This window comes from Vibrio navarrensis, from assembly GCF_015767675.1.
Taxonomy (GTDB): domain Bacteria; phylum Pseudomonadota; class Gammaproteobacteria; order Enterobacterales; family Vibrionaceae; genus Vibrio.
On sequence record NZ_CP065217.1, the window covers coordinates 2,831,304 to 2,855,727 of the forward strand.

At 48.6% G+C, this 24,424-nt stretch carries 16 protein-coding genes; 12 read left to right on the forward strand and 4 right to left on the reverse strand.

Translation table 11 applies throughout. The features are described from left to right. Positions 1–64: 64 nt before the first annotated feature. The gene (gene tyrS, locus I3X05_RS13335) at positions 65–1,252 is read right to left on the reverse strand and encodes a tyrosine--tRNA ligase (RefSeq protein WP_193253667.1); all 1,188 of its coding nucleotides are present in this window, start codon (positions 1,250–1,252) and stop codon (positions 65–67) included. A 129-nt stretch (positions 1,253–1,381) separates the two neighbouring features. On the opposite strand from tyrS, the gene I3X05_RS13340 reads away from it, so the two are divergent. Then, complete coding sequence (locus I3X05_RS13340) at positions 1,382–2,674, forward strand: peptidoglycan DD-metalloendopeptidase family protein (protein WP_337970787.1); 1,293 nt, start codon at positions 1,382–1,384, stop codon at positions 2,672–2,674. Positions 2,675–2,742: 68 nt separating this feature from the next. On the opposite strand, the gene I3X05_RS13345 is transcribed toward I3X05_RS13340, so the two are convergent. The 3 genes from I3X05_RS13345 to erpA form a co-directional block, all read right to left on the reverse strand. After that, complete coding sequence (locus I3X05_RS13345) at positions 2,743–5,892, reverse strand: efflux RND transporter permease subunit (RefSeq protein ID WP_045571153.1); 3,150 nt, start codon at positions 5,890–5,892, stop codon at positions 2,743–2,745. Positions 5,893–5,901: 9 nt separating this feature from the next. Beyond that, positions 5,902–6,996: an efflux RND transporter periplasmic adaptor subunit gene (locus I3X05_RS13350; protein WP_337970788.1), complete on the reverse strand. Its 1,095-nt coding sequence runs from the start codon at positions 6,994–6,996 to the stop codon at positions 5,902–5,904. Positions 6,997–7,113: 117 nt separating this feature from the next. Further along, positions 7,114–7,455, reverse strand: coding sequence for an iron-sulfur cluster insertion protein ErpA (erpA, locus tag I3X05_RS13355; RefSeq protein WP_045571155.1), 342 nt, complete (start codon positions 7,453–7,455; stop codon positions 7,114–7,116). Between the two features lie 281 nt (positions 7,456–7,736). Here erpA and hemL point away from each other — a divergent pair, with 281 nt between their 5' ends. From hemL to I3X05_RS13410, 11 genes are all read left to right on the forward strand, one after another. Then, positions 7,737–9,032 (forward strand): glutamate-1-semialdehyde 2,1-aminomutase, encoded by a 1,296-nt coding sequence (gene hemL, locus I3X05_RS13360; RefSeq protein ID WP_045571156.1) that lies wholly within the window; start codon positions 7,737–7,739, stop codon positions 9,030–9,032. Between the two features lie 241 nt (positions 9,033–9,273). Continuing rightward, positions 9,274–10,359 carry an AI-2E family transporter gene (locus I3X05_RS13365; RefSeq protein WP_045571272.1) on the forward strand — a complete coding sequence of 362 codons (1,086 nt, stop codon included), beginning with the start codon at positions 9,274–9,276 and terminating at the stop codon, positions 10,357–10,359. Between the two features lie 71 nt (positions 10,360–10,430). Beyond that, positions 10,431–11,453, forward strand: a complete 1,023-nt coding sequence (gene rsmC / locus I3X05_RS13370) for a 16S rRNA (guanine(1207)-N(2))-methyltransferase RsmC (protein ID WP_045571157.1) — start codon at positions 10,431–10,433, stop codon at positions 11,451–11,453. Positions 11,454–11,705: 252 nt separating this feature from the next. After that, the gene (locus tag I3X05_RS13375) at positions 11,706–15,095 is read left to right on the forward strand and encodes a response regulator (RefSeq protein WP_045571158.1); all 3,390 of its coding nucleotides are present in this window, start codon (positions 11,706–11,708) and stop codon (positions 15,093–15,095) included. A 771-nt stretch (positions 15,096–15,866) separates the two neighbouring features. Next, complete coding sequence (locus I3X05_RS13380) at positions 15,867–17,540, forward strand: ABC transporter substrate-binding protein (RefSeq protein ID WP_045571159.1); 1,674 nt, start codon at positions 15,867–15,869, stop codon at positions 17,538–17,540. A 166-nt stretch (positions 17,541–17,706) separates the two neighbouring features. Further along, positions 17,707–18,693 carry an ABC transporter permease gene (locus I3X05_RS13385; protein WP_045571160.1) on the forward strand — a complete coding sequence of 329 codons (987 nt, stop codon included), beginning with the start codon at positions 17,707–17,709 and terminating at the stop codon, positions 18,691–18,693. A 2-nt stretch (positions 18,694–18,695) separates the two neighbouring features. Then, positions 18,696–19,721, forward strand: coding sequence for an ABC transporter permease (locus I3X05_RS13390; RefSeq protein ID WP_045571161.1), 1,026 nt, complete (start codon positions 18,696–18,698; stop codon positions 19,719–19,721). Positions 19,722–19,723: 2 nt separating this feature from the next. Further along, positions 19,724–20,707, forward strand: a complete 984-nt coding sequence (locus I3X05_RS13395; protein ID WP_045571162.1) for an ABC transporter ATP-binding protein — start codon at positions 19,724–19,726, stop codon at positions 20,705–20,707. A gap of 38 nt (positions 20,708–20,745) precedes the next feature. Continuing rightward, a complete protein-coding gene (locus I3X05_RS13400; RefSeq protein ID WP_045571163.1) occupies positions 20,746–21,741 on the forward strand; it encodes an ABC transporter ATP-binding protein in 996 nt (331 codons plus the stop codon). A gap of 66 nt (positions 21,742–21,807) precedes the next feature. Further along, positions 21,808–23,529, forward strand: a complete 1,722-nt coding sequence (locus I3X05_RS13405) for a glycoside hydrolase family 9 protein (RefSeq protein ID WP_045571164.1) — start codon at positions 21,808–21,810, stop codon at positions 23,527–23,529. Positions 23,530–23,533: 4 nt separating this feature from the next. Next, on the forward strand, positions 23,534–24,424 hold the full coding sequence (locus I3X05_RS13410) for an N-acetylglucosamine kinase (RefSeq protein WP_045571165.1): 891 nt from the start codon (positions 23,534–23,536) through the stop codon (positions 24,422–24,424).

The window sequence follows — 24,424 nt, forward strand, 5'->3', positions numbered from 1 at the left end:
GTTAGCAGCCAACAAAAAAAGCGCCTCGAAAGGCGCTTTTTCAATTTAATACAATCAGCCGAGTTTAGGCGATGGTGACACGAGCAAACTTGCGCTTGCCAACTTGGAACACATAAGTGCCAGCAACCGGCTCAAGTTTAGCATCGTCGATCTTCTCACCATCCAGCTTCGCTGCACCTTGTTTAACCATACGTATCGCTTCCGAGGTCGATGCGCACAGCTCGGCGTCTTTCAACAGATTCGCAATCGCGATACCTGCGGCAAACGTAAACTCTGGCATGTCATCAGGCACTTGGTTCTTAGCAAAACGGTTGACAAACTCTTGCTCAGCGGCGTCTGCATCCGCTTCGCTATGGAAACGAGCAATGATCTCTTTCGCCAGCAGCACTTTAATATCGCGTGGGTTTTTACCCGCTTGAACGTCTGCTTTGAACTGTGCAATCTCTTCCAAAGGACGGAAAGAGAGCAGCTCGTAGTAACTCCACATCAAAGTGTCTGATATCGACATGATCTTGCCGAACATCTCACTCGGCGCTTCGCTGATACCGATGTAGTTGCCCGACGATTTCGACATTTTCTTCTCGCCATCAAGGCCAACAAGCAGTGGCATCATCAGTACCACTTGCGGCTTCTGGCCGTGAGATTTTTGCAGTTCGCGGCCCATCAATAAGTTAAATTTCTGGTCAGTACCGCCAAGCTCAACATCGGTTTCCATCGCAACCGAGTCCCAGCCTTGCAACAGTGGATACATGAATTCGTGAATGGCTATCGGCTGACCACCCGCGTAACGCTTTTTAAAATCATCTCGCTCAAGCATACGCGCCACAGTTTGGTTCGCTGCAAGACGAATCATCCCTTCCGCACCCAGCTCAGAAAGCCATTCAGAGTTGAACTGAATTTTGGTTTTCGCTGGATCAAGGATTTTGAACACCTGCTCTTTATAAGTTTCAGCGTTACGAAGTACATCTTCACGGCTGAGCGGCGGACGCGTACTGTTCTTACCCGTTGGGTCACCGACCATAGCGGTAAAATCACCAATCAGGAATGTCACTTCATGACCTAATTCTTGGAACAAGCGAAGCTTATTGAATATCACCGTGTGGCCAAGGTGGATGTCAGGTGCGGTCGGATCCGCCCCCAATTTGATCCGTAGAGGACGGCCTTCTTTTAATTTTGCGATGAGCTCTTCTTCTGGAATCAGCTCTTCAACACCGCGTTTAATCTCGGCTAGTGCAGCTTCAATGCTCGCCATGCTTGTTCACTCCCACAAATTTGGCAAAATATAATAGCTGGACATCTTACTTGAATAGCACTGCATTTTGAAACAAGTTAGACTAATCCAAGGTTATTTTTCTCTCTTAGATATCATTAAAAACCAGACATGCTTTCGATTTTTACCCGTCTTCCACTGCTGCACAAAATGTTCATCGGCTTTTTTAGTGCAATTATATTCAGCGCTGCCTTTTTGCTCCCGGATGTGAACGATTTGCGCCCCAAGGAAAATCATTTGCAAGTCGGATTGCATTATCCGATTGAACTCAATACGCAAAGCTTTTCTCTTACAACGCCACTTAGCGCCGAGTCGGCCATCAGTCGTTGGGAACAGCACCGAGTGAAAGAAGGCGAAAGCGCCGCCTTGCTCTTTAGCCGTATTGGTTTGTCGGCCAGTTTGCTTCACCAACTGATCAGCACCAACAGCGATATTCAAGAGCAGTTAACCAAGCTGCGCCCTGGCGATCTGTTGCAATTTGGCTTTGATGAGCAAAACAATCTGCTGCAACTCAAAAGACAATTAAACGCGTTCGAAACCTTTGCCATACAGAAAGAAGGCGAGCAATTTGTTTCACAATTGGATCGCAAAGAGGTCAACTATCAGTACGCCTACGCCGAAGCCACGATTACTTCCAATTTCTGGAACGCAGCAATCAGCGCTAATTTAACCCCTAACCAAATCATGGAACTGGCGGGCATTTTTGGTTGGGATATCGATTTTGCGTTAGATATTCGTGAAAAAGACAGTTTTCGCGTTTTGTATCAAGAACAAGTCGTTGAAGGAGAAGTGATTGGTCGCGGACGGATCATCGCAGCGATTTTCCACAACCAAGGCGAAACATTCACTGCGATTTATGATGATAGAACCGACAATTACTACGATGAGAATGGCCGTGCGATGAAAAAAGCCTTCCTTCGGGCACCGATCGATTTTCGCCGTGTCAGTTCCAATTTCAATCCACGTCGCCTTCACCCTGTGACTGGCCAAGTTAAAGCACACCGTGGCACGGATTACGTTGCGCCAGTGGGCACTCCTATTTGGGCGGCGGGAGATGGCGTGGTTTTGCAATCTGCCTACAACCAGTTCAACGGTAATTACGTGTTTATCAAACACAGCAATACTTACATCACCAAATATCTGCATATGAAAAAGCGTCTGGTCAAAACGGGCCAACGGGTAAAACAAGGGCAGACGGTTGGCACGCTTGGTGGAACAGGTCGCGTCACGGGTCCGCACTTACACTACGAATTTTTGGTGAATGGGGTGCATAAAAACCCCAGAACGGTAAGTTTGCCTCAGGCGCAATCACTGAGCGGAAGTGCAAAGCAGACCTTTATCGCCAACTCCACACTGAGTCTGGAAAAATTGGAGCGCTACAGCAAACTGCTGGCAATGCAATAACCTTCGGGCAAAAGAAAAGAGGCAATTCAAATTGCCTCTTTTTAATTCACCCAATACCTCTCACAGCGCTATTTTACCGCAGTATCTGCCGCTTCTTCATCCGCAATCAGCTGCTCATATTCATCAGGCACAATGGGTGAGGCTTTCTCGCGGCCCAACATCAACAAACAGGGCGTAAGCACTAACGTTAGAACGGTCGCGAAAGCCAACCCACCCGCAACTGCCGTTGCCAATTGCGACCACCATTGAGTACTCGGTGCACCGAACTCGATTTTCTGATTGATCAAATCGATGTTCATCTCAAGCACCATTGGCAGCAGACCCAAAATGGTCGTAATGGTGGTTAACATTACCGGGCGTAAACGCTGAACCCCGGTTCTTAGAATCGCTTCTTCCCTCTCCAATCCACGTTTTCTCAGTTGGTTGTAAGTATCAATCAACACAATGTTGTTGTTCACCACAATGCCCGCTAGGGCGATAACCCCAATTCCAGACATGATAATGCCAAAGGGCTTTTGGAAAATCAGTAACCCAGCAAACACGCCAACGGTTGAAAATAACACCGCACTTAAGATTAGAAACGCTTGATAGAAACTGTTGAACTGAGTGATAAGAATCAAAGCCATCACGGCCAGCGCCACCATAAACGCCGTTTGCAAAAAGGCAGACGAGTTTTCCTGCTCTTCATTTTGCCCACGGATTTTAAACTCCACCCCAGAAGGAAGGCCGAGTTCACTGAGCGCTTGTTCAATTTTCGGCAGTTCCAACGCCAAATTGTAGCCTTCAGCCATATCCGCCATCACGTTAATCACGCGATGCCCGTCAATACGCTTAATGGTATCTTGCTTATGATTGGGTTTGATCTCCGCAAAGTTGGTGATGGGAACTAATCCCGCTGCCGTTTTCACCCTCAATTGATCAAAGCGGCCAATATCGCGTTTGTCTTCGGGATAGCGTACTAGAATATCGACTTCTTCATCCGCATCATCTGGCAAATAATCTCCAATTTTCAAGCCATTGGTGACAAACTGCACCGTATTACCGACTAAGGTGGCATCAGCAGCAAAGCGAGCAGCGTCATCACGACGAATATCGATCTGCCAGTCAATCCCATCTTTACTCGAAGAGTCACTGAGATTGGTCAAAGCGGGATTGTTGTCCGCCCAATGACGCACCATTTTCGCGGCTTCGTCTAAGTAATCGGGCACACGCGAAGACATTTCGATCACGAGATCATGTTCCACTGGCGGCCCTGCATCTGGGAACTTGTACTCAATTTCCACCCCAGCAAATTTCGAAGTCGTTTGCTTTAGCTCTTCAATGATGGTTTTCACTTTGCGACGGTATTGCCAATCGACTGGCGTGATCTGAATCTGCCCTATCTCATCATCGCCCCCTGTTCGTGTGTAAACACTCTCAAACTCATCGTGACCGAGCATGACTTGCTCAATGCCACGCATCACGACATCTTTCTCATAGATAGAGAGATCGCCATAAGAGCGAACTTTAACGGTAAAGAAAGGCGGATCAACCTCTGGAAAGAATTCCGCTCCAAGCCCCGCTTTGCTGTAGGTAAAACCGATACCAACCGCCAGTAAGATCGCACTCAACAGAATTTTCAGCGGGTGACGAATCGCAATGGCTAGGGTTTGATAGTAAAGCTTAGTAATGCCCGTTGCCTTATCAAACTCACCATTGTGCAGTGCTACCATACGACGTTGATTTTCAGCGGAAACATTTTGTGGTTTACCAATCAAACCACCGAGTACGGGTACAAACAGCAGCGCCATAATCAGAGAAGCCGCTAACGTTGCTATCAAGGTCAGTGGCAAATACTTCATGAATTCGCCAGTAATATCTGGCCAGAAGAGCAAAGGGGCAAAAGCGGCGAGCGTGGTCGCGGTGGAAGCGGTAATCGGCCACGCCATACGTTTGGCGGCATCAAGATAGGCACTGCGCCTGTCCACGCCTTCTTGCATGCGTCGATCGGCAAACTCCGTCACCACAATAGCGCCGTCAACCAACATGCCAACTGCCATGATAAGAGCAAACAGCACCACAATATTGACGGTTAAACCAAACACGGCCAGCACCAGTAAACCAGTTAAAAATGAGCCCGGAATCGATACGCCAACCAAAAACGCGGTGCGAACACCTAAGATGGCGATGATGACAATCACCACCAGAATAATGGCCGACAAAATGTTGTTTTGCAGATCGTTGAGCATCAACTCAACGTCTTTTGACTGATCCCAAGTGTATTTAACCAACAAGTTCGCAGGCCAGTCGTCTCTTTTTTGCCCCTCTTCGATAACCAGTTTTACCAACTCAACCGTTTCGATGATGTTCTCACCTGCGCGCTTTTTGACATCCAACACCACGGCAGATTTACCATCGAGGCGGGCAAAACTTTCCGGATCGCGAAAAGAGCGGCGCACCGTTGCGACATCGGCAAAGGTGATCACTTGCTTGCCGTCCACTTTGATCGGCAGCTCTAAGACATCTTTAAGTGAGTCGAAAACCGAAGGTACCTTCACCGAGAAACGGCCGTAGCCGGTGTCGACGAAACCTGCCGCAACGACGCGGTTATTCAAGGCGATCAAATTATAGATATCGCCCTGATCAAGACCATAGCTCTCCATCAGTAGCGGATCGACGACGATTTCCACGATATCTTCTCGGTCACCGGCAATGTCCACTTCCAGCACCTGACGAAAGCTTTCGAGTTTGTCACGAAGCTGACGGGCTACCTGAACAATCGTGCGCTCCGGCACCGTGCCATATAACACTACCGACAAAGCAGGCTCTTCCGAGGCGAGCGTCACTTCGTTCACCGTTGGCTCATCGCTCTCCGTCGGCAATTTTGGCTTAGCCAAATCGACCGCTTCACGCACATCCGCCATGGCTTTGGCCAAATCACTGCCAACGGTAAACTCCAACACCACAGAAGCATGTCCCTCTGAAGCCGTAGACGTCATCTCTTTTACGCCCTCTATCGAGCGCAGCTCCTGCTCAATCGGCCGAACCAACAGCCGCTCAGCGTCGGCAGGCGAAATGCCTTGATGACTCACCGAAACATAGATAATCGGAATGGTGATATCTGGGCTCGACTCTTTGGGAATCGTCATGTAGGTGCCCACACCGGCAATCAAAATCAAGATCAGCAAGCTGATCATGGTGCGCGAACGCGATAAGGCCGCATCTATGATAGAAAACATATCGCCTCCTTAATTGACCGCTACGCTGGCTTGGCGCGTCGCATGGACTTTATCACCATCGCGCACAAACCCTTGACCAAGGACGATAATGTCAACTTTGTCTCCCACCCCTGAGAGCCAAACGCCATCTTGCTCCGCTTTGACCAGTTGAATAGGCACAAAACGCACCACACTGTCTTGCAAAGTCTTCACGCCTAGATTGCCATTGTTATCCAGTGCCAGCATGGCAGGCGTTACTTTGATGGCTAAGGTTTCATCTAGAGTAAGATGCACTTCAGCGCTCACCCCTGCCGGGATTCTCTGCATGCGGTTATCCACTTCGACTTCAATCGGGAAGGTATTAGTGGCGGGAGACGAGACCTGCCCTACGTAGCGCATCTTACCGTCCAAGACCAGCCCGTTGAGGAGACGGACTTTCGCCGTTTGCGAGTTGGCAAGCGATTGCACATGGCGCTCACTGACATCCGCTTCTATCACCAGCTTATCCAAGTCAATCACCGTCGCTACTGGGTCGCCAATGCCAACAAAATCGCCGAGTTCGACAAAACGACTATCTAGAATGCCATCAAAAGGGGCTTTTACTTCGGTGTTGCGCAGCTCGGTTTCCACCGTCACCAGATTCGCTTTCGCTTCCACTAGGGCCGCTTCGGCCGTGGCAAAGGCCACTTCACCTTGTAGGCCACGGTTATTGAGCGATTGCGCCGCTTTGAATTCTTTCTGCCGAACGTCCAGCATGGCTTTGGCACGCTGCAACTGGGAATCGAGATCGCGTTTGTCTATCACGGCGACCACTTGACCTTTACGTACCGCTTGGCCCTTCTCAACGTCTAAGCGCACAATTTTTCCAGCGATTTCAGCGCCTAACTTGGCTTGCCGATTGGGCGCAGTACGGCCATAGAGATCAATACTCTTGGCGGTATTTTGCGCGTTAAAGGTTTGAAAAACGACACTCGCGAGTGGAATAGCTTGTTCTTTGGTGAGGGGAGCCGGCTCTTCGGCTTGCAGAGAACCCACACTAAGCCACGTGGTTAATGCGAGGATAATAAGTAGAGAAACTAGCCATGGACGCTGCAAAAAAAAGCGGCCTTGTTGTTTGATAGACATAAAAAGTCCTTTTTATTTGCTCCCCGGAGTCTGGAGCGTGTTTTACGCAATATCCTAGCGGCGTAAAACAAAGGTAGTTGCGCAATACAACTACCTTTGAAGAAGAGTCTAACCGGATTACACGCTAAACGAGGCGCCGCAACCACAAGTGGTCTTGGCGTTGGGGTTATCAATGAAGAAACGCGATCCTTCTAACCCTTCCGTGTAATCGACTACACCGCCGATCAAATACTGCAAACTCATAGGATCAACCACCAGAATGACACCACTATTTTCAATGGTCATATCACCGTCGTTGACGTTTTCATCAAAAGTAAAACCATACTGGAAACCACTGCAACCACCGCCAGTAATATAGACACGCAATTTCAGCGCTGGATTTTCTTCCTCAGCAATCAACATTCTTACCCGTGCCGCTGCTGCATCCGAAAAGGATATTGGTACATTCATATCGCTCACGACGACCTCTCTCACTCGTGTAATGCCGTCGGTATGAGTATTCCAAATAACTCACGCGACGGACGTATCTTTGTTGATATGAGAGCGATTATCCAATACCTGACCAATACGTTCAAGTATTCACCACTTTATAGTTCGCTCTTAAGCAATACATTCTAGCCTGAATATTTTCCGTAAACTCGTGAAAGGAGTCATAAAGCTCAGCAAAATATTTCTAACTGCCTCTTAGAGAGGTACAATGCCCGCCACTTGGTCCCGAGCAATCAGAAGAGGATAAACCCATGACCAAATCATCCGAGCTGTATCAGAAAGCCCAACAGACCATCCCTGGCGGAGTGAATTCTCCGGTGCGCGCCTTTAATGGCGTTGGCGGTTCGCCAATTTTTGTTGAAAGAGCCGATGGCGCGTTGATCTTTGATGCGGACGGTAGAGCTTATATCGACTACGTGGGTTCATGGGGGCCTATGATTCTCGGTCACAACCACGCGGTGATTCGTGAAGCAGTAATTGACGCAGCACAGCGCGGTTTGAGCTTTGGTGCGCCGACCGAGATGGAAATCAAAATGGCCGAACTGGTTTCACAGCTTGTGCCATCGATGGAACAGTTGCGTATGGTGAGCTCAGGTACTGAAGCGACCATGAGCGCGATTCGTTTGGCACGTGGATTTACTGGCCGCGACAAAATTGTCAAATTTGAAGGCTGCTACCACGGCCATGCAGACAGCTTGCTGGTCAAAGCTGGTTCGGGCGCATTAACCCTTGGTCAACCAAGCTCGCCTGGGGTCCCTGCTGATTTTGCCAAACATACGCTGACCGCTCGCTTCAACGATTTGCATTCAGTGCGTGAACTGTTTGCTGCCAACTCAGGCGAAATCGCCTGTATCATCGTCGAACCTGTCGCTGGTAACATGAACTGCATTCCACCAGTGGAAGGTTTCCACCAAGGGCTGCGTGACATTTGCGACCAAGAGGGCGCGCTGTTAATTTTTGATGAAGTGATGACGGGGTTCCGTGTAGCACTGGGCGGCGCGCAAGCGTATTACGACATCAAACCCGATCTCACCACGCTGGGTAAAATCATTGGTGGTGGTATGCCAGTTGGTGCGTTTGGTGGACGTAAGGATGTGATGCAGTTTATCGCACCAACGGGTCCGGTTTACCAAGCTGGCACGCTATCGGGCAACCCTGTTGCGATGGCAGCGGGTTACGCTTGCCTGAATTTGTTAAAAGAAGAAGGCAACGAAAAACGTTTAGCGGCGAAAACCAAACAATTGGCTGACGGTTTCAAATCGTTAGCCGACAAACACGGCATCCCTCTAGTGGTCAACCAAGTCGGCGGCATGTTCGGTTTCTTCTTCACCGAACAAGAGCAAATTACTTGCTATGAAGATGTGACCAAGTGCGATGTTGAAAGATTTAAACGTTTCTTCCATCTGATGATTGAGCACGGTGTCTATTTGGCGCCTTCTGCTTTTGAAGCCAGCTTTACGTCTTTAGCGCACGGCTCAAAAGAGATCGATGCAACGCTCGAAGCGGCGGATCGCTGTTTTGCCATCTTGGCGCAAGAACAGCAATAATATCCTTGTCAACCGAGTTCAATGGGCCACAACAAAGTGGCCCATTTTTATTGCCAGTTGAAAAGTACCAGTAGTGCCAGCAACACTACGACGAGAGAAAACCAAGGAATGGATCTTTTTCGTTGCTGTTTTTCACAGTCTTTATCTTTATTGCAACAGCCCATCATCCACTCTCCGCATTGATAACGTCATGATTTGGCGTCATTATAACCGCAATATCAATCTATCGTGGATGGCAACTGTGTCAGAAAAAGTCAAAATTACTTCCAGTCATCGGGTTTTGATCGTCGCGCTACTGGCCGCTGGCATTGCCTGTTATTTGCTGGTCGAGCCCTACATCAATTCGATCATTATGGCATTTATCATTTCTCTGCTGATGTTTCCTGTTCACCAATGGTTTGAGCATAAGATGCCGCAGAAGAAAAATCTGTCCTCATTACTCTCTTGCATTGTGCTGACCTTCATTATCGTGGTGCCGCTGCTGTTTGTATTCGCTGCCATCGTACAGCAAGGATCTCTGTTTTCTCAGAACACTTACAAATGGGTTACGCACGGCGGCATTCAAACCGTGTTCGCTCATCCTTGGGTGACTAAAGGGCTGGAACTGCTCAATGAATATTTGCCTTTTGACAATATTGACGCCAAGTCGATTGCCGAAAAAGTGGGGCAACTGGCCAGTGCACTCGGATCCAATTTAGTTGCAATTAGCGCCAAAATTTTGGGGGACGCCACCAACTTTTTGCTGGATTTCTTCCTCATGCTGTTTGTGCTGTTCTTCTTGTTACGTGACCACGATAAGATCATCGCCGCCATCCGCCACATTTTGCCTCTGTCACGCAGTCAGGAAGACAAACTGCTGGACGAAATTGAGAAAGTCTCGAAGTCAGCCGTGATGGGGTCTTTTCTCACCGCGATAGCTCAAGGGGTCGCTGGCGGTATCGGCATGTGGCTCGCGGGCTTCCCTGCACTTTTCTGGGGCACCATGATGGGCTTCGCCTCTTTCATTCCGGTGGTAGGTACGGCGCTGATTTGGATTCCGGCGACACTCTATCTGCTGCTGACCGGAGAAACGGGCTGGGCCATCTTCTTGGCGATTTGGAGCATTGCAGTAGTCGGTTCGATTGATAATCTGCTGCGGCCGTTTTTGATGCAAGGCAGCGCGGGAATGAATACCCTGATGATCTTCTTTTCTCTCTTGGGCGGTATTCAACTGTTTGGCCTCATCGGCCTTATTTATGGACCGCTCATTTTTGCCGTCACTATGGTGCTGTTCAATATTTACGAGGAAGAGTTTAAGAGCTTTCTCGACCAACAAGACAACAGCTAACCTCAGATAGACTTCAAGTCATGGGCAGAGTGTGCGAAAATCTGCCCAATTTTTATAGATAGCGTACCCACATGTCTGCATACACCGCCCCAAGCCAAATCGCCCAACGTCAACTCGATTATTTCAAAGGTAAACACGTTCTGGTCGCCGGAGAGATCGAAGACACTTTCCCCATCGAACTGGCGCAACATTGCCAAACGGTGACTGTGTTTACCTCCAATTACGCTTACTTTCGTCAAATTCAGCAATCCGATCAGGTGAAGAGTTACTTTGGCGCTGAGTTTGACCAAGCGACGCAAGCGGACCTGTTGCTGCTCTACTGGCCAAAGGCCAAAGCAGAGGCGAACTACTTACTGTCGATGCTGATGGCCAAGTTAGGCCAAGGGTGTGAGATAGTCGTGGTGGGTGAAAACCGCTCCGGGATAAAAAGTATAGAGAAAATGTTTAGCGACTACGGGCCAATCAACAAGTACGACTCCGCTCGTCGCTGTTCATTTTATTGGGGACAATGCGAACAGATTCCCGCCCCCTTTGCTCAACAAGACTGGTTTGCCAGCTATCAACTGACGCTCAACGGTCATACAATCACAGTAAAAAGCTTACCAGGTGTATTTAGCCACGGCGAGTTTGATCTAGGCAGTAAACTATTACTCGAAACCTTGCCGTCATTAAGCGGTAAGGTGCTGGATTTTGGCTGTGGTGCGGGAGTCATTGGTGCATTCATGGCAAAAGCCAACCCACAGATTAGCCTCGAAATGTGTGACATCAATGCTTATGCATTAGCATCAAGCCAAGCAACCTTGCAAGCGAATGGCTTGGAAGGTCGTGTGTTTGCTTCCGATATCTACTCTGATACCGCCAGTGATTACCGTTTCATCATATCTAACCCACCATTTCACAGTGGTCTTGAAACAAGTTATAACGCAGCCGAAACCTTATTGGGCAAGGCGCCACAATACCTTAATGCCAACGGTGAACTGCTCATCGTCGCCAACAGCTTCCTGCGCTATCCTCCGATTATAGAGCAATCATTCGGTAATTGTGCGACGCTAAATAAGACCAGCAAGTTCGCCATTTATCAGGCACACAAGTAAGCACATTGGTCACAATCTCCGCAGCCCCAGCATGACATTGTGACCTACTCACCCCGTTAGAGCGATTTTTTGCGTTTCCATCCACGCTTTGTAAACAACTTACTTGTCAAAGTAAAAAAACTCGTTAATTTCGTTAAATTCAAAATGGTCTATTTTGTTGTATCAAGTACTGTTCATTAACCATTTATCCGTTTCGCATTCATGACTCTCCAAGCTTGAGTCCTCGTCTTTCAAGAGCCTTAACGAAATTGTATGTTTAAGTTTTACCGGAAACAGAAATTCAAACGTCTGCAAAGCACCCTGATGACGGCCTTTTTGGTGTTGAGCCTGACACCATTGACCATCATTGCGATTTTCTTTTTGCAATCTCATAGCAAGGATCTGCAAGAGCAAAGCACTTCCCACCTACTTTCGGTGCGCGATACCAAGCAACAACAGGTGATGGATTATTTTCAGGCACAAGAAACCGAAGTGATGGGGTTTGTCCGTTCAGAGTTGGCTTATGCCAGTGGCGGGCGTTTTTATGGCCTCGTCAACGCCTTTAAAAGCCTTGGTTTGGATATCGAGCAAGCACGCGAAAACGCCCAGCAACGCTATATTCCTGGCTCGGGCGATCAGATCAAAACGTCAATCTTGCCTGAATCCAGCAGTTATGTCGGTAGTGAACGTTACCGACTGCTGCATAAGCGCTATCACTGGGCCTACCTAGAGCTACTCAAACGCTCCGATTTTGACGACATCCTGCTCATCGACTTGGATGGTAACGTGACCTACTCCATCTACAAATACGATAATTTTGGTACCAACCTGAAAACGGGGCCCTACAAAGACACTTTGCTTGGAATGAGCTTTCGCCAGCTTGCCAAAGACGTCACTGAAAAGCGCAAGGACAACGAAGATTACACCCCAGTACTGATTTCCGACTTCGCCGAGGAGGATGGTAAACAGGTCGCTTGGTTAGGTGCGCCCATCATTCAACAAGGCTACTTGCACAGCTATGCGATGTTCCGTTTGCCCAACAATGGCTTAACCAAACTGGTTGCCGATGTAAGCAAAGATGCGGTTATCCATACTTTACTCGTAGGTAGTGACCACTCACCTCGCACCATGAGTACCAAACAGGACGACATTAGCCAAAGTGCGGAAGTGATCAACAAAGCATTGGCAGGATTAACCTCGGTTGGAACCTACATTAATGGCTTAGGCGAAGCGACCATTGCCGCATTTACCCCCATTATCATGAAAGGACAAACTTGGGCGTTGGTAGTTCAATTGCCTGAAAGCGAAGCCTTTGCTCGCATCCAACAGTTGGAGAAACTGTTTGTCATCGCCATGCTGATTGCCATCATTCTGGTGTTTATCTGCTCACATTATCTATCCAATTTCATTACCTCTCCGCTGCTTAAACTGACTTGGGCAGCAGAACGAGTCTCTGCTGGCGATCTTGACGAGAATATGATCAATACAGATCGCCGGGATGAAATTGGCCGTTTGGCGGTCAGCTTTGAACGTATGCAGCGCTCCATTCGCGACAAAATTCAGTTAATCAAAACGCAGAACCGAGAGTTGGAAAAAAGCCTGCAATTGATCCAAAAACAAAACGATGAGCTGCAATTAGCCGATAAACTCAAAGATGAGTTCCTCGCGACCACCTCACACGAATTGCGCACTCCATTGCATGGTATGATTGGCATTGCCGAAACCTTAGTCTCCGGTGCCAATGGTCCGATTCCTGGCAGCCAAAAATATCAGCTAGACATCATCATCAAAAGCGGCCAAAGGCTTGCAAACCTAGTCGACGACCTACTTGATTATCACAAAATGCGCTACGGCAGCTTGGACATTCATAAATCGGCTGTCAGTTTGGCCAGTGCCACACGCTTAGTGCTTGAGCTTTCCAGTCATCTGCTCGGCAATAAAACACTACGAATCATTAATCAAGTTCCAAACGATCTCGCCCCCGTTTCCGCCGATCCACAACGCTTGGAGCAAGTGTTGTACAACTTGATTGGCAACGCTATCAAATACACCAGTGAAGGCAAAATCGTCATCTCCGCCAACGTGGTAGACGGCAAAGCAAGAATCCAAGTCGTAGACACTGGACAGGGCATTCCAGCAGAACAGTTGGAGCACATTTTTGAGCCGTTAATCCAAGCGGGGCAAGATGCAGGTCGTTACCGGCAAGGCGCTGGTCTTGGCCTCTCGATTAGCCGTCAGTTGATTGAGCTGATGGGCGGCTCACTGTATGTCAGCAGCCAGCCAATGGTTGGCACTACCTTTAGTTTTACCCTGCCTTTGGCAAGTGATGACGAGATCAATACCACAGCGAAGATGTCGCAATACCATCACTTCCAAGCACCTGACAGCAACGAATTGTTCTCTCTCGACCAATCGTCGCTTCCAGAAAATCCGCAGGGCGCCTTATTAGTGGTGGCTGACGATGAACCCGTTAATCTACGTGTACTGGAAAGTTTCCTGCGCATTGAAGGTTATCGCGTCAAAACCGCTTCCGATGGCCCAGAAACTCTCGCACTGATCAAGCAAGAGAAGCCAGCGTTATTGCTACTCGATATCATGATGCCGGGTATGAGTGGTTATCAGGTTTGTCATCAGTTACGTCAAGAATTCGATCTGGCTGAACTGCCCGTCATCATGCTGACCGCACTCAATCAAAGTGAAGATCGCGTGCGCGGCTTTGAAGCGGGTGCCAACGACTACTTATCCAAACCGTTTAATAAGCATGAGCTTGCCGCGCGAATCAAGGCACATCTAATGGCGAGTAAAGCCGAAGAGCGACGCTTGGAAAATAGCCGCTTGGAAGCCGAATTAAAGCAGCGTGCCATGGTCGAAGCAAGTTTACTGGAGACACAAGGACGGCTACTGGAGCAACTGGAATCCGCCCCTGAAGCCATCATCTGTATCCGGGAAGACAAACGCATCCGTTTTGCCAACGAAGCCGCTTGTAAACTGTTTAAACGCAATTTGGAACAACTCAGGCGTTCAAACGCAGAGGAATTGATTGCGCCCAAGTACCTAACCGTCAAACAACCACACTATTGCGGCCACATTGATATTTACGTCGAAGATGTAAGACAGCACATTGAAACCGACATTCTCAAATTACCTGAAGGATCAGGTTTAGATGCCATGTATATCTTCAACGTCGGCGGCGGCGCAACCGCGTCGCGCATTCACAACTTAGAAACCGCCGTTGAGGTGCTCTCAAGCTATGCTTTTGATGGCGATAAAGAGAAACTTCAAAGCCTGAAAGAACTGGGCGGAGAGTTCACTCGATTGGCTGACAAAGCTTTAGGGAGCAGCCAAAACAAACAAGAGATAATGCGTGAGGTTTTGGTCGATGTGATGACTCATGCGTTAGACTACTGGGAGTCAGTCTCGGGTGAGAATAAGTTTGCTTTTGCTGAGAAAAGCGGCTTGTGGCGCGTCTATCTCGACCGAAGTACGCTGCAAACCCGTACTCTCGACAAATACATGCGCATTGAAACATTACCAAGAACGCCTCGTTGGCGTACGGTACTCAGTTCTATTGAGTTTATTCTCGCGCATTGTAAAGAGCAGAGCCCAGAGCGTAGCTACATTGAAATGCAGCGCGATAAGCTGCAACGTCTACTCACCAGCTAGTGGTGAGAACTGCGCCGAAAAGCCCAAAATGTATTTTGGGCTTTTTTTATATCGGTTGATATTGAGCGCAATAGCCATACCCTCTACCTTTTGTTCTAACAGCTCAATCAACGTCGATCATCTATCAACACCTCTCATCCCGAACCACATTGCTCAACGGATACTCAGGCTGCCTAAGGCGCGTTTGTTCTGTCGGTCAAACGAGATAATTTCACTCAAAAACTCACATCAGAACGCTTAATTTACTTGAAGAATTAATGGCAGATTCATGACTGACTAGTAGCGATTATCAACGTAAAAATGCCTTTTCCACTGACTCATCGTGGACTTTTAAAGCAGTTTGCGAGTTCAATCACAACAGAACGGCAGATTAAATTTTGTCTGATTAATTAACTCATTTTTCAGATGTGAGCAAGATCTACAATATTAACAACAGCCTTAAATGGCAATTAAAACAAGGCTTGAGTGGTTAGCAATCACTAACAAAAAGCAATTGAACACCTTAGGTATGCGACGCACATCAATGCGCAAAATTTCAGCAAAAACAACTCAGCCTAGATAGAAATGACGTTTATGACGGAGTTGGTGGCCATTTTAACGTTTTTAACGGGAAACGAGTTTGATTATTTACTTAGTAAGGTGTTTTCTTACTCCTGCCTAAGGCCTACAGGCCACTTTGATCAAACCTTCAAAGGTAGGTCTTGGAGAGTGTTTATAAATTGATGACATTCCAAACAATGTGAAATGAAAGCAAAATAGTAAGGAACAGCTATGCTTGCCAATATTAAAAAAACAGCTCTAGCTACTGCAGTAATCGCTGCAGCTGCGACCAGCATTTCCGCACCAGCGGCAGCTCGTAGTGAGCTAACTATCGTACCTGATTTCTACCCTACCATGGTACGTAACTTTAACCCGTATCTAGCGACTAACCTTCGCACGACAACGGATTTCATCTATGAACCACTTGTTATCTTTAATGAAATGCATGGCAATACCCCAGTGATGCGTCTCGCTGAAGATTTCCGCATGTCTGACGACTTGATGAGCGTGACTTTTGACATCCGTAAAGGTGTAAAATGGTCTGATGGTCAGAAGTTTACTGCAGATGACGTCGTGTTCTCTTACGGCCTACTGAAAGCAAAACCTGAGCTTGACCAACGCGGCATCAACAAATGGGTGACCAGTGTTGAGAAACTGAACGAATACCAAGTTCGTTTCCGCCTAAGCGAAGCAAACTCTAACGTCCCTTACGAAATTTCATTGGTTCCTATCGTTGCTGAGCACGTGTGGAAAGAGGTGAAAGATCCAACCACGTTCACCAACGAAAATCCTGTTGGTACTGGTCCATTTACTGAAATCGACACTTTTACTCCACAACTTTACATTCAGTGTCGTAACCCAAATTACTGGGATAAAGCAAACTTGGACGTAGACTGTCTACGCGTACCTCAAATCGCCAACAACGACCAGTTGCTAGGTAAAATTGTTAACTCTGAGCTAGATTGGACGTCCTCGTTCGTTCCAGACATTGACCGTACTTATGCAGCAGCGAGCCCTAACCACCAATACTGGTATCCACCATCAGGCACTCAAGCCTTTGTGGTAAACTTCAAAAACCCAGATCCAGTGAAAAAAGAAGCACTGACCAATGTTGACTTCCGTCGTGCATTCTCGATGGCACTTGACCGTCAAACCATCATTGACATCGCGTTTTACGGCGGCGGTACAGTGAATGACTTCGCATCAGGTCTTGGCTACGCTTTCGAAGCTTGGTCTGATGAAAAAGTGCACAACAAGTACAAAGGTTATAATACCTACAACGTGGAAGGCGCGAAGAAGCTGCTAGCTAAAGCAGGCTTTAAAGATGTCAATGGTGACGGCTTCGTCGACACTCCGTCAGGCAAATCTTTCGAGCTACTGGTCCAATCGCCAAACGGCTGGACTGACTTTAACAACACCGTGCAACTTGCGGTTGAGCAGCTCGCTGAAGTCGGTATCAAAGCAAAAGCGCGTACCCCTGAGTTTGCGGTATACAACCAAGCCATGCTAGAGGGTACTTACGACGTTGCATACACCAACTACTTCCACGGTGCAGATCCACACTTGTATTGGAACAGTGCATATAACTCAGCACTACAGAAAGGTGAAGGCATGCCTCGCTTCGCGATGCACTTCTACAAAAATGAAAAACTGGACAACCTACTTGACAGCTTCTACAAAACCGCTGAGAAGAAAGAGCAAATCGCTATCGCTCATGGTATCCAGCAAATCATCGCTGCAGATCAGGTCACCATCCCTGTAATGTCTGGTGCTTACATGTACCAATACAACACCAAGCGCTTTACTGGCTGGTGGAACGAAGAAAATCCTAAGGGCCGTCCAAACATTTGGGCAGGCATCCCTGAGCGTCTACTGCACGTACTGGACCTAAAACCAGTTAACTAAGTAGAAGTTCATCTCCCGCGGCGCGCATCCCGTGCGCCGCTATAAATCCTTTTCAAACCTTGTTTGTTTATGGCGCCAGTCGTCAGGGGATTTTTCGCTCTGAATTCGGTCATGAGCGACCTGAAACCAGGAACAGGGAAAACGCTGGGTGAGTAAGGTGTAAGTTATGGGTTATTTTTTAAGACGTTTGTCATTTTATTTAGTCGCTCTCTTAGTTGCAGCGACATTAAACTTTATTATTCCGAGGGCGATGCCGGGCGATCCGGTCACCATGATGTTTGCGAATGCAACCACACAGGTTACCCCAGAGCGCATCGAAGCGATGAAAAAGCTGCTCGGTTTCGTCGACGGTCCTTTGTATGTCCAGTATTTGACCTACATTAAGAGTATTGTGAGTTGGGAACTGGGCACGTCAATCAAGTTTTATCCACTCAGTGTGAATGAACTGTTAGGCAGCGCTTTTGGCTGGTCACTGTTCTTAGCAGGCAGTGCGGTTATTCTCTCTTTCTCGATTGGTTCTATCTTAGGGATCTTCGCTGCTTGGCGTCGCGGTAGTAAATACGATGCGTTCATTACGCCGGGAATGCTGATTATCCAAGCCGTTCCACAAGTCGTAATCGCGATGCTCGCTTTGTTTACGTTTGCTATCGGCCTAGGTTGGTTCCCAACCGGTTACGCCTACACACCGGGCACGATTCCGGATTGGACAAGCTGGGACTACTACAAAGATGTTGCTTATCACGCCATTCTGCCTCTCCTATGTGCCTCTATCGTGCAAATCGGTGGCTTCTTGGTCAACATGCGTAACAACATGATCAACCTGCTAGCGGAAGACTACATCACCATGGCCAAAGGCAAAGGCTTGAGCGAAAACCGTGTGGTGTTCAACTACGCTGCGCGCAACGCGCTACTGCCCAGTGTCACGGCGCTTTCCATGTCACTCGGTATGGCGATCGGTGGTCAACTTATCGTTGAAATCATCTTTAACTACCCGGGATTAGGTAAGGTTTTGCTTGATGCAATCAACGCACGTGACTACCAAGTTCTGCAAGGTCAGTTGCTTATTATGACGCTGTTTATGCTGTCGTTTAACCTGATTGCCGACATGGTATATGTCGTGCTCGATCCTCGCCTACGCAAGGGAGGTAAATAATCATGAACAATCTATTTAAGCTTATTCTGGGTAACTCAGTCGCACGTATCGGTCTGGTGATTGTTAGCCTATTTATTTTCACGGCAGTGGGCGCACCACTTATCACCAAACATGCGCCAGATAAAAGAACGGGTAACCCACACGAATACCCAAGTTTCGTCGTGAAAGCAACGAAAGCCAATCCTGATGGTTGGGTAGCGAAAAACCTTGCCGATGATCGCCGTACGCTGCAACTATCCAAAAAGGCCGATCATGTGCTAGGCACATCGCGTATGGGCCGTGATATCTGGTCTCAACTGGCTTACGGTGCTCGCGTATCACTCGCCGTTGGCTTTGGTGCAGGCATTACCGTCTGTTTCTTGGCGACCGTTATCGGCATTTCGGCAGGTTACTTTGGTGGTCGTATCGACGATATTCTCACCGCCGCGATGAACATCATGCTGGTCATTCCGCAATATCCCCTGCTGTTCGTTTTAGCCGCCTTTATCGGCGAAGCTGGACCTGTAACAATCGCGATTATTATCGGCTGTACCTCCTGGGCATGGGGCGCGAGGGTAGTTCGCTCGCAAACACTCGCACTGCGTGAAAAAGAGTTTGTCAAAGCCGCTGAAGTGCTAGGTGAATCCTCTTGGCGCATCATCTTTGTCGAGATTCTGCCGAACCTTGTTCCAATTGTCGGTGCAAGCTTTATCGGCTCAGTAATGTACGCCATCACCATGGAATCCATCATCTCCTTCCTTGGACTTGGCGATCCAAACACCATCAGTTGGGGCATCATGCTGTACAACGTACAAACCTCTTCTTCAATGCTTATCGGTGCTTGGTGGGAACTACTGGCTCCATGTATTGCACTGACTTTACTGGTGACTGGCTTGGCGCTGCTTAACTTTGCCGTTGATGAAATTGCCAACCCACAACTTCGCTCTCATAAAGGTATGAAACGCTGGAAAAAACTGGCAAACCAAGACAAGAAAGAACGTGCACCAGCGATTGAACCACAAAATGCACTTTGCAGCGGGGATAAATAACTATGACGACGCCACTTATTTCAATCCGCAATCTATGCGTTGACTACATCACCGATGCGGGCGATGTCCGCGCCTGTAACAATGTCAGCTTCGACATTGCACCCGGTGAAGTGTTTGGTCTCGCTGGAGAATCTGGCTGTGGTAAATCAACCGTCGCCTTCTCTTTGATGCGACTGCACAAGCCGCCTGCGTTTATTACTGGCGGAGAGGTGATTTTCAACGGTGAAGACATTCTCAAATACAGTGACGATCGCATGCAGGCATTTCGCTGGAGCCAAATGTCCATGGTATTCCAAAGCGCGATGAACGCGCTCAACCCTGTATTGACCATGGAAGATCAGTTCTGCGATGTGATCATGCGTCACACCAACATGACTCGTGAGCAAGCCAAACGCCGCGCAGAGGGGTTACTGGAGATCGTTGATATTCACGCCAGCCGTCTAAGAGATTATCCGCACCAGTTTTCTGGCGGTATGCGCCAACGCCTAGTGATTGCCATTGCCCTCGCGCTTAATCCGAAGATGATCATCATGGATGAACCGACCACTGCACTGGACGTGGTGGTACAGCGCGAAATCTTGCAAAAGATCTATGCACTGAAAGAAGAGTTTGGTTTTTCAATCCTCTTCATCACACATGACTTGTCGTTGATGGTCGAGTTTTCCGACCGCATCGGCATCATGTACTCCGGTGAGCTGATTGAGGTTGCGCCAGCGAAACAAATTCTGCAATCCCCTTTCCACCCTTATACCAAAGGGCTGGGCAGTTCATTCCCACCGCTGACAGGGCCAAAAACCAAACTGACTGGCATACCTGGTAACCCGTTGAACCTGCTTGATGTTCCACAAGGTTGCCGTTTCCAAGCCCGTTGCAGTCGTGTTCACGACACTTGTACCAAGGTCGCCACCAGCTTACGACAAATCGAGCCAGGCCGTTTTTCCAACTGCCACCTTTATGGCGAGCCGATTGCTCAACACAAGCTGTAAAGACCACGGACAAGCTGTTAAGGATACTGGAGACAATTATGAGCAAAGAATATGGTGAGCTGCTGATTGAAGGCAAAAATGTCGTCAAAGACTTCCCGCTCAATAGCAACTCAATCAAACAATCTAAGATGCGTGCCCTCAATGACGTGTCATTCAAAATGTACAAAGCTCGCGGGTTATCGGTAGTGGGTGAATCAGGCTCTGGTAAATCAACCACCGCCAAAATGATCGCCAAAATGTACGCGCCAAGCAACGGAGTCATCGAATACAAAGGCCGAGACATTCAAGAGATAACCTCAAGAAAAGATCTGATCGCTTACCGCGAAGGCATTCAGATGGTGTGGCAAGATCCGTTTGGTTCGCTTAACCCAACACACAATATCTTCCACCACATCGCTCGCCCATTGCTGATCCATAAAAAGATCGCCCCGGGCAACCCAAAAGAGCTGGAAGAGCGTGTTTACGATCTGCTGGAACAGGTCGGCCTTATTCCACCGAAAGAGACAGCAGCGAAGTTCCCCCATCAGCTTTCTGGTGGCCAACGTCAGCGCGTTAACTTAGCGCGCAATATTGCCGTAGGCGCTGAAGTGGTATTGGCGGACGAACCGACTTCAATGCTGGATGTATCGATTCGTGCTGGCGTGCTTAACTTGATGGAGGAGATGAAGTTTGAGAAACAGATGTCGCTTCTCTACATCACGCACGACATCGCAACCGCACGCTATATTGCCGAAGATCTGGCCGTGATGTACGTCGGTCACATGGTGGAATGGGGAGATACGGAAGAGATCATTCATGATCCTCAACACCCTTACACACAACTGTTGGTGTCTGCGGTGCCCGATCCAAGCAAATCGATTCACGACAAGTTAAAAGGCAACAAAGGGGAAATCCCACTCTGGACACCCGCTTCCGTTGGTTGCCCTTTTGCGGGTCGCTGTGAACACGCCACCAGCCGATGCCGCGAGCAGTTACCTGAAGTAACGCAGCTCTCGGAAAACCACTTTGTTCGTTGTTATTTATTTGACAATTAAGCCCAATAGAGCCAGGACTCGTCCTGGCTCTGGCAATAACTAGAAATCCTTTGTCGGAGATTTGCAATGCTGCTACTCACTAACCATATAGGCTACGAACGAAACGGCCCCAAGAAAGCCGTGCTTCAGACGCGTCAAGCACGTCTGTCGTCTGACACCGCCTTGCTGGTCTGTGCCAACGAGCATCAAACAATCACTACCCTTTCAATACAAAAAGTCGGTCGCGTCGCCAACTGGCATCAAGGGTATTTTTACACCATTGATTTTAGTGACTTTAACCACGTTGGTGAGTTCTATCTGCGCTTTGACAACCTATGTTCAGCCACCTTTACCATCGGCGACACTTTACTGTTCAAGCGAACCTTTTCCGACGTATTACACTACTTTAAATCACAACGCTGCGGCGGAGTTTTTGACCAACAAGATAAAGCCGTTCCTTTGCTGCACAGCGAGCAAACTGTGGATGTACGAGGAGGCTGGTACGACGCCTCGGGCGATGTGAGTAAATATCTCAGCCATCTCTCTTATGCCAACTATCTCAACCCACAGCAAACCCCCATGGTGGTGTGGAACATGCTCAAAGGTTTAGAGTTGATGAGCGAAAGCTCGGATTTTCCGGCATTTAGTCAAGTGCGACTAAAAGAGGAAGCGCTGCATGGCGCTGATTTTTTGGTCAGAATGCAAAACCCTAAAGGATTCTTTTACACCACGGTCTTCGACAAGTGGAGTAAAGACGTCAAACAACGGGAAATTTGTACTTACGCAACTCAACAGGGTCACAAGTCTGACGACTACCAAGCGGGATTTCGCCAAGGTGGCGGCATCGCAATAGCGGCGCTGGCGGCTGCCGCAAGATTGGATGTACACGGCGAGTATGATCAGCAGAAGTACCTCAACGCAGCCGAAAATGGCTACTGGCATCTGAAAGAAAGCAATCGCTATTATCTCAATGACGGTGAAGAGAACATCATTGACGAGTACTGCGCTCTGCTGGCATGTGTCGAGCTATATCGTTCAACGCAAGAGCGTCGATATCTACAAGAAAGTCGCGCTTGGGCAGCTCGCCTTGCGGTGCGTCAACACAACGATGAGCAGTTCGCCCATTTCTGGTCAGCTAATCAAGATGGTTCTCGCCCTTATTTCCACGCGGCCGAAGCGGGGCTGCCCGTGATTGCCCTGTGTGAATATCTGGCTATCGAAAGCGATGAACAATACAGCGAGCCGCTGCGTCAAGTGGTGCACAACGCGTGCTGGTTTGAAGTGACTATCACCAACAAAGTGACCAACCCCTTTGGTTATCCTCGCCAGTACGTTAAAGGGGTTGAACAAGCCAAACGTGACGCCTTTTTTATCGCCCAGCAAAACGAATCGGGCTATTGGTGGCAGGGTGAAAATGCCCGTCTTGGATCGCTTGCTGTGATGGGCTTTTTAGCGCAAAAACACCTCCGCGATGAGGCGCTCAAAGACGCACTTTCACTCCTAGCGCAAGATGCCTTGAACTGGATTTTAGGGCTAAATCCATACGATATGTGCATGCTTGATGGCCACGGCCATAACAATCCGGATTACCTTCCGCATATAGGTTTTTTCAACGCCAAAGGCGGGGTATGCAACGGGATTACTGCTGGATTTGAGGACGAAGAAGATATCGCCTTCAACCCTGACGGGCAAAAAGACGACATGTTGCAGAACTGGCGTTGGGGGGAGCAATGGATCCCTCACGGCGCTTGGTATTTGCTCGCCATGATGTGTCAAGTACATCACCACACTCAGTTCGATCAGGAGTGAGCCAATGAAAGAATTTTACGTGGGGATTGATGGCGGAGGCACCTCGTGCCGCGCTCGGATCCGCGATGCGCAAGGTACGCTAATTGGCGAGGGCAGAAGTGGCAGTGCCAATATCATGCTCGGCGCGGAACTCGCCATGACATCCATCATCTCGGCCATTCGCCAAGCCGCGATGCAAGGTGGCCTAACCGAGCAGGATTTCGCCAGTATGCATTTGGGCTTAGCACTGGCGGGAGCAGAGCATAAAGCCTCTTGGCACGCATTTATGCAACAGCCGCATCCTTTTGCCAGTGTCACTTTGAATACGGACGCGTACGGCGCTTGCCTTGGGGCGCACAACGGTAAGAACGGCGCGATCATGATCGCAGGCACAGGATCGTGCGGCATCTATCTGCAAGAGGGTGTGCAGCATGTGGTGGGAGGACGCGAGTTTCCTATCTCCGATCAAGGTGGTGGTGCTGTTATGGGCTTGAGACTTATCCAACAAGTGTTACTCGCCGAAGACGGCATTCGCGAGAAAACCCCACTTTGCCTGCACGTGATGACGCATTTTAACCAAGATGTCGACGCTATTGTTGAATGGTCCAAAAAGGCACTGCCACGAGACTATGGCTGCTTTTCTCCCGCTATTTTCCAGCACGCGGAACAGGCCGACTCGCTGGCAATTGAGCTGTTAAAACAGACGGCGCAGGACATTGAGATGTTTCTCATCGCTTTACATAAACGCGGCGCAACGCGCATCTGCTTAATGGGCAGTATCGCAGAACGTATTTTGCAATGGTTATCACCACCCGTTCAGCAATGGATCGTCGAGCCACAACACGACGCTATAGAAGGGGCTTTGATGTTTGCCGGTCAAGACAAACACAACCTCTATGCTATGACCCAACAATAG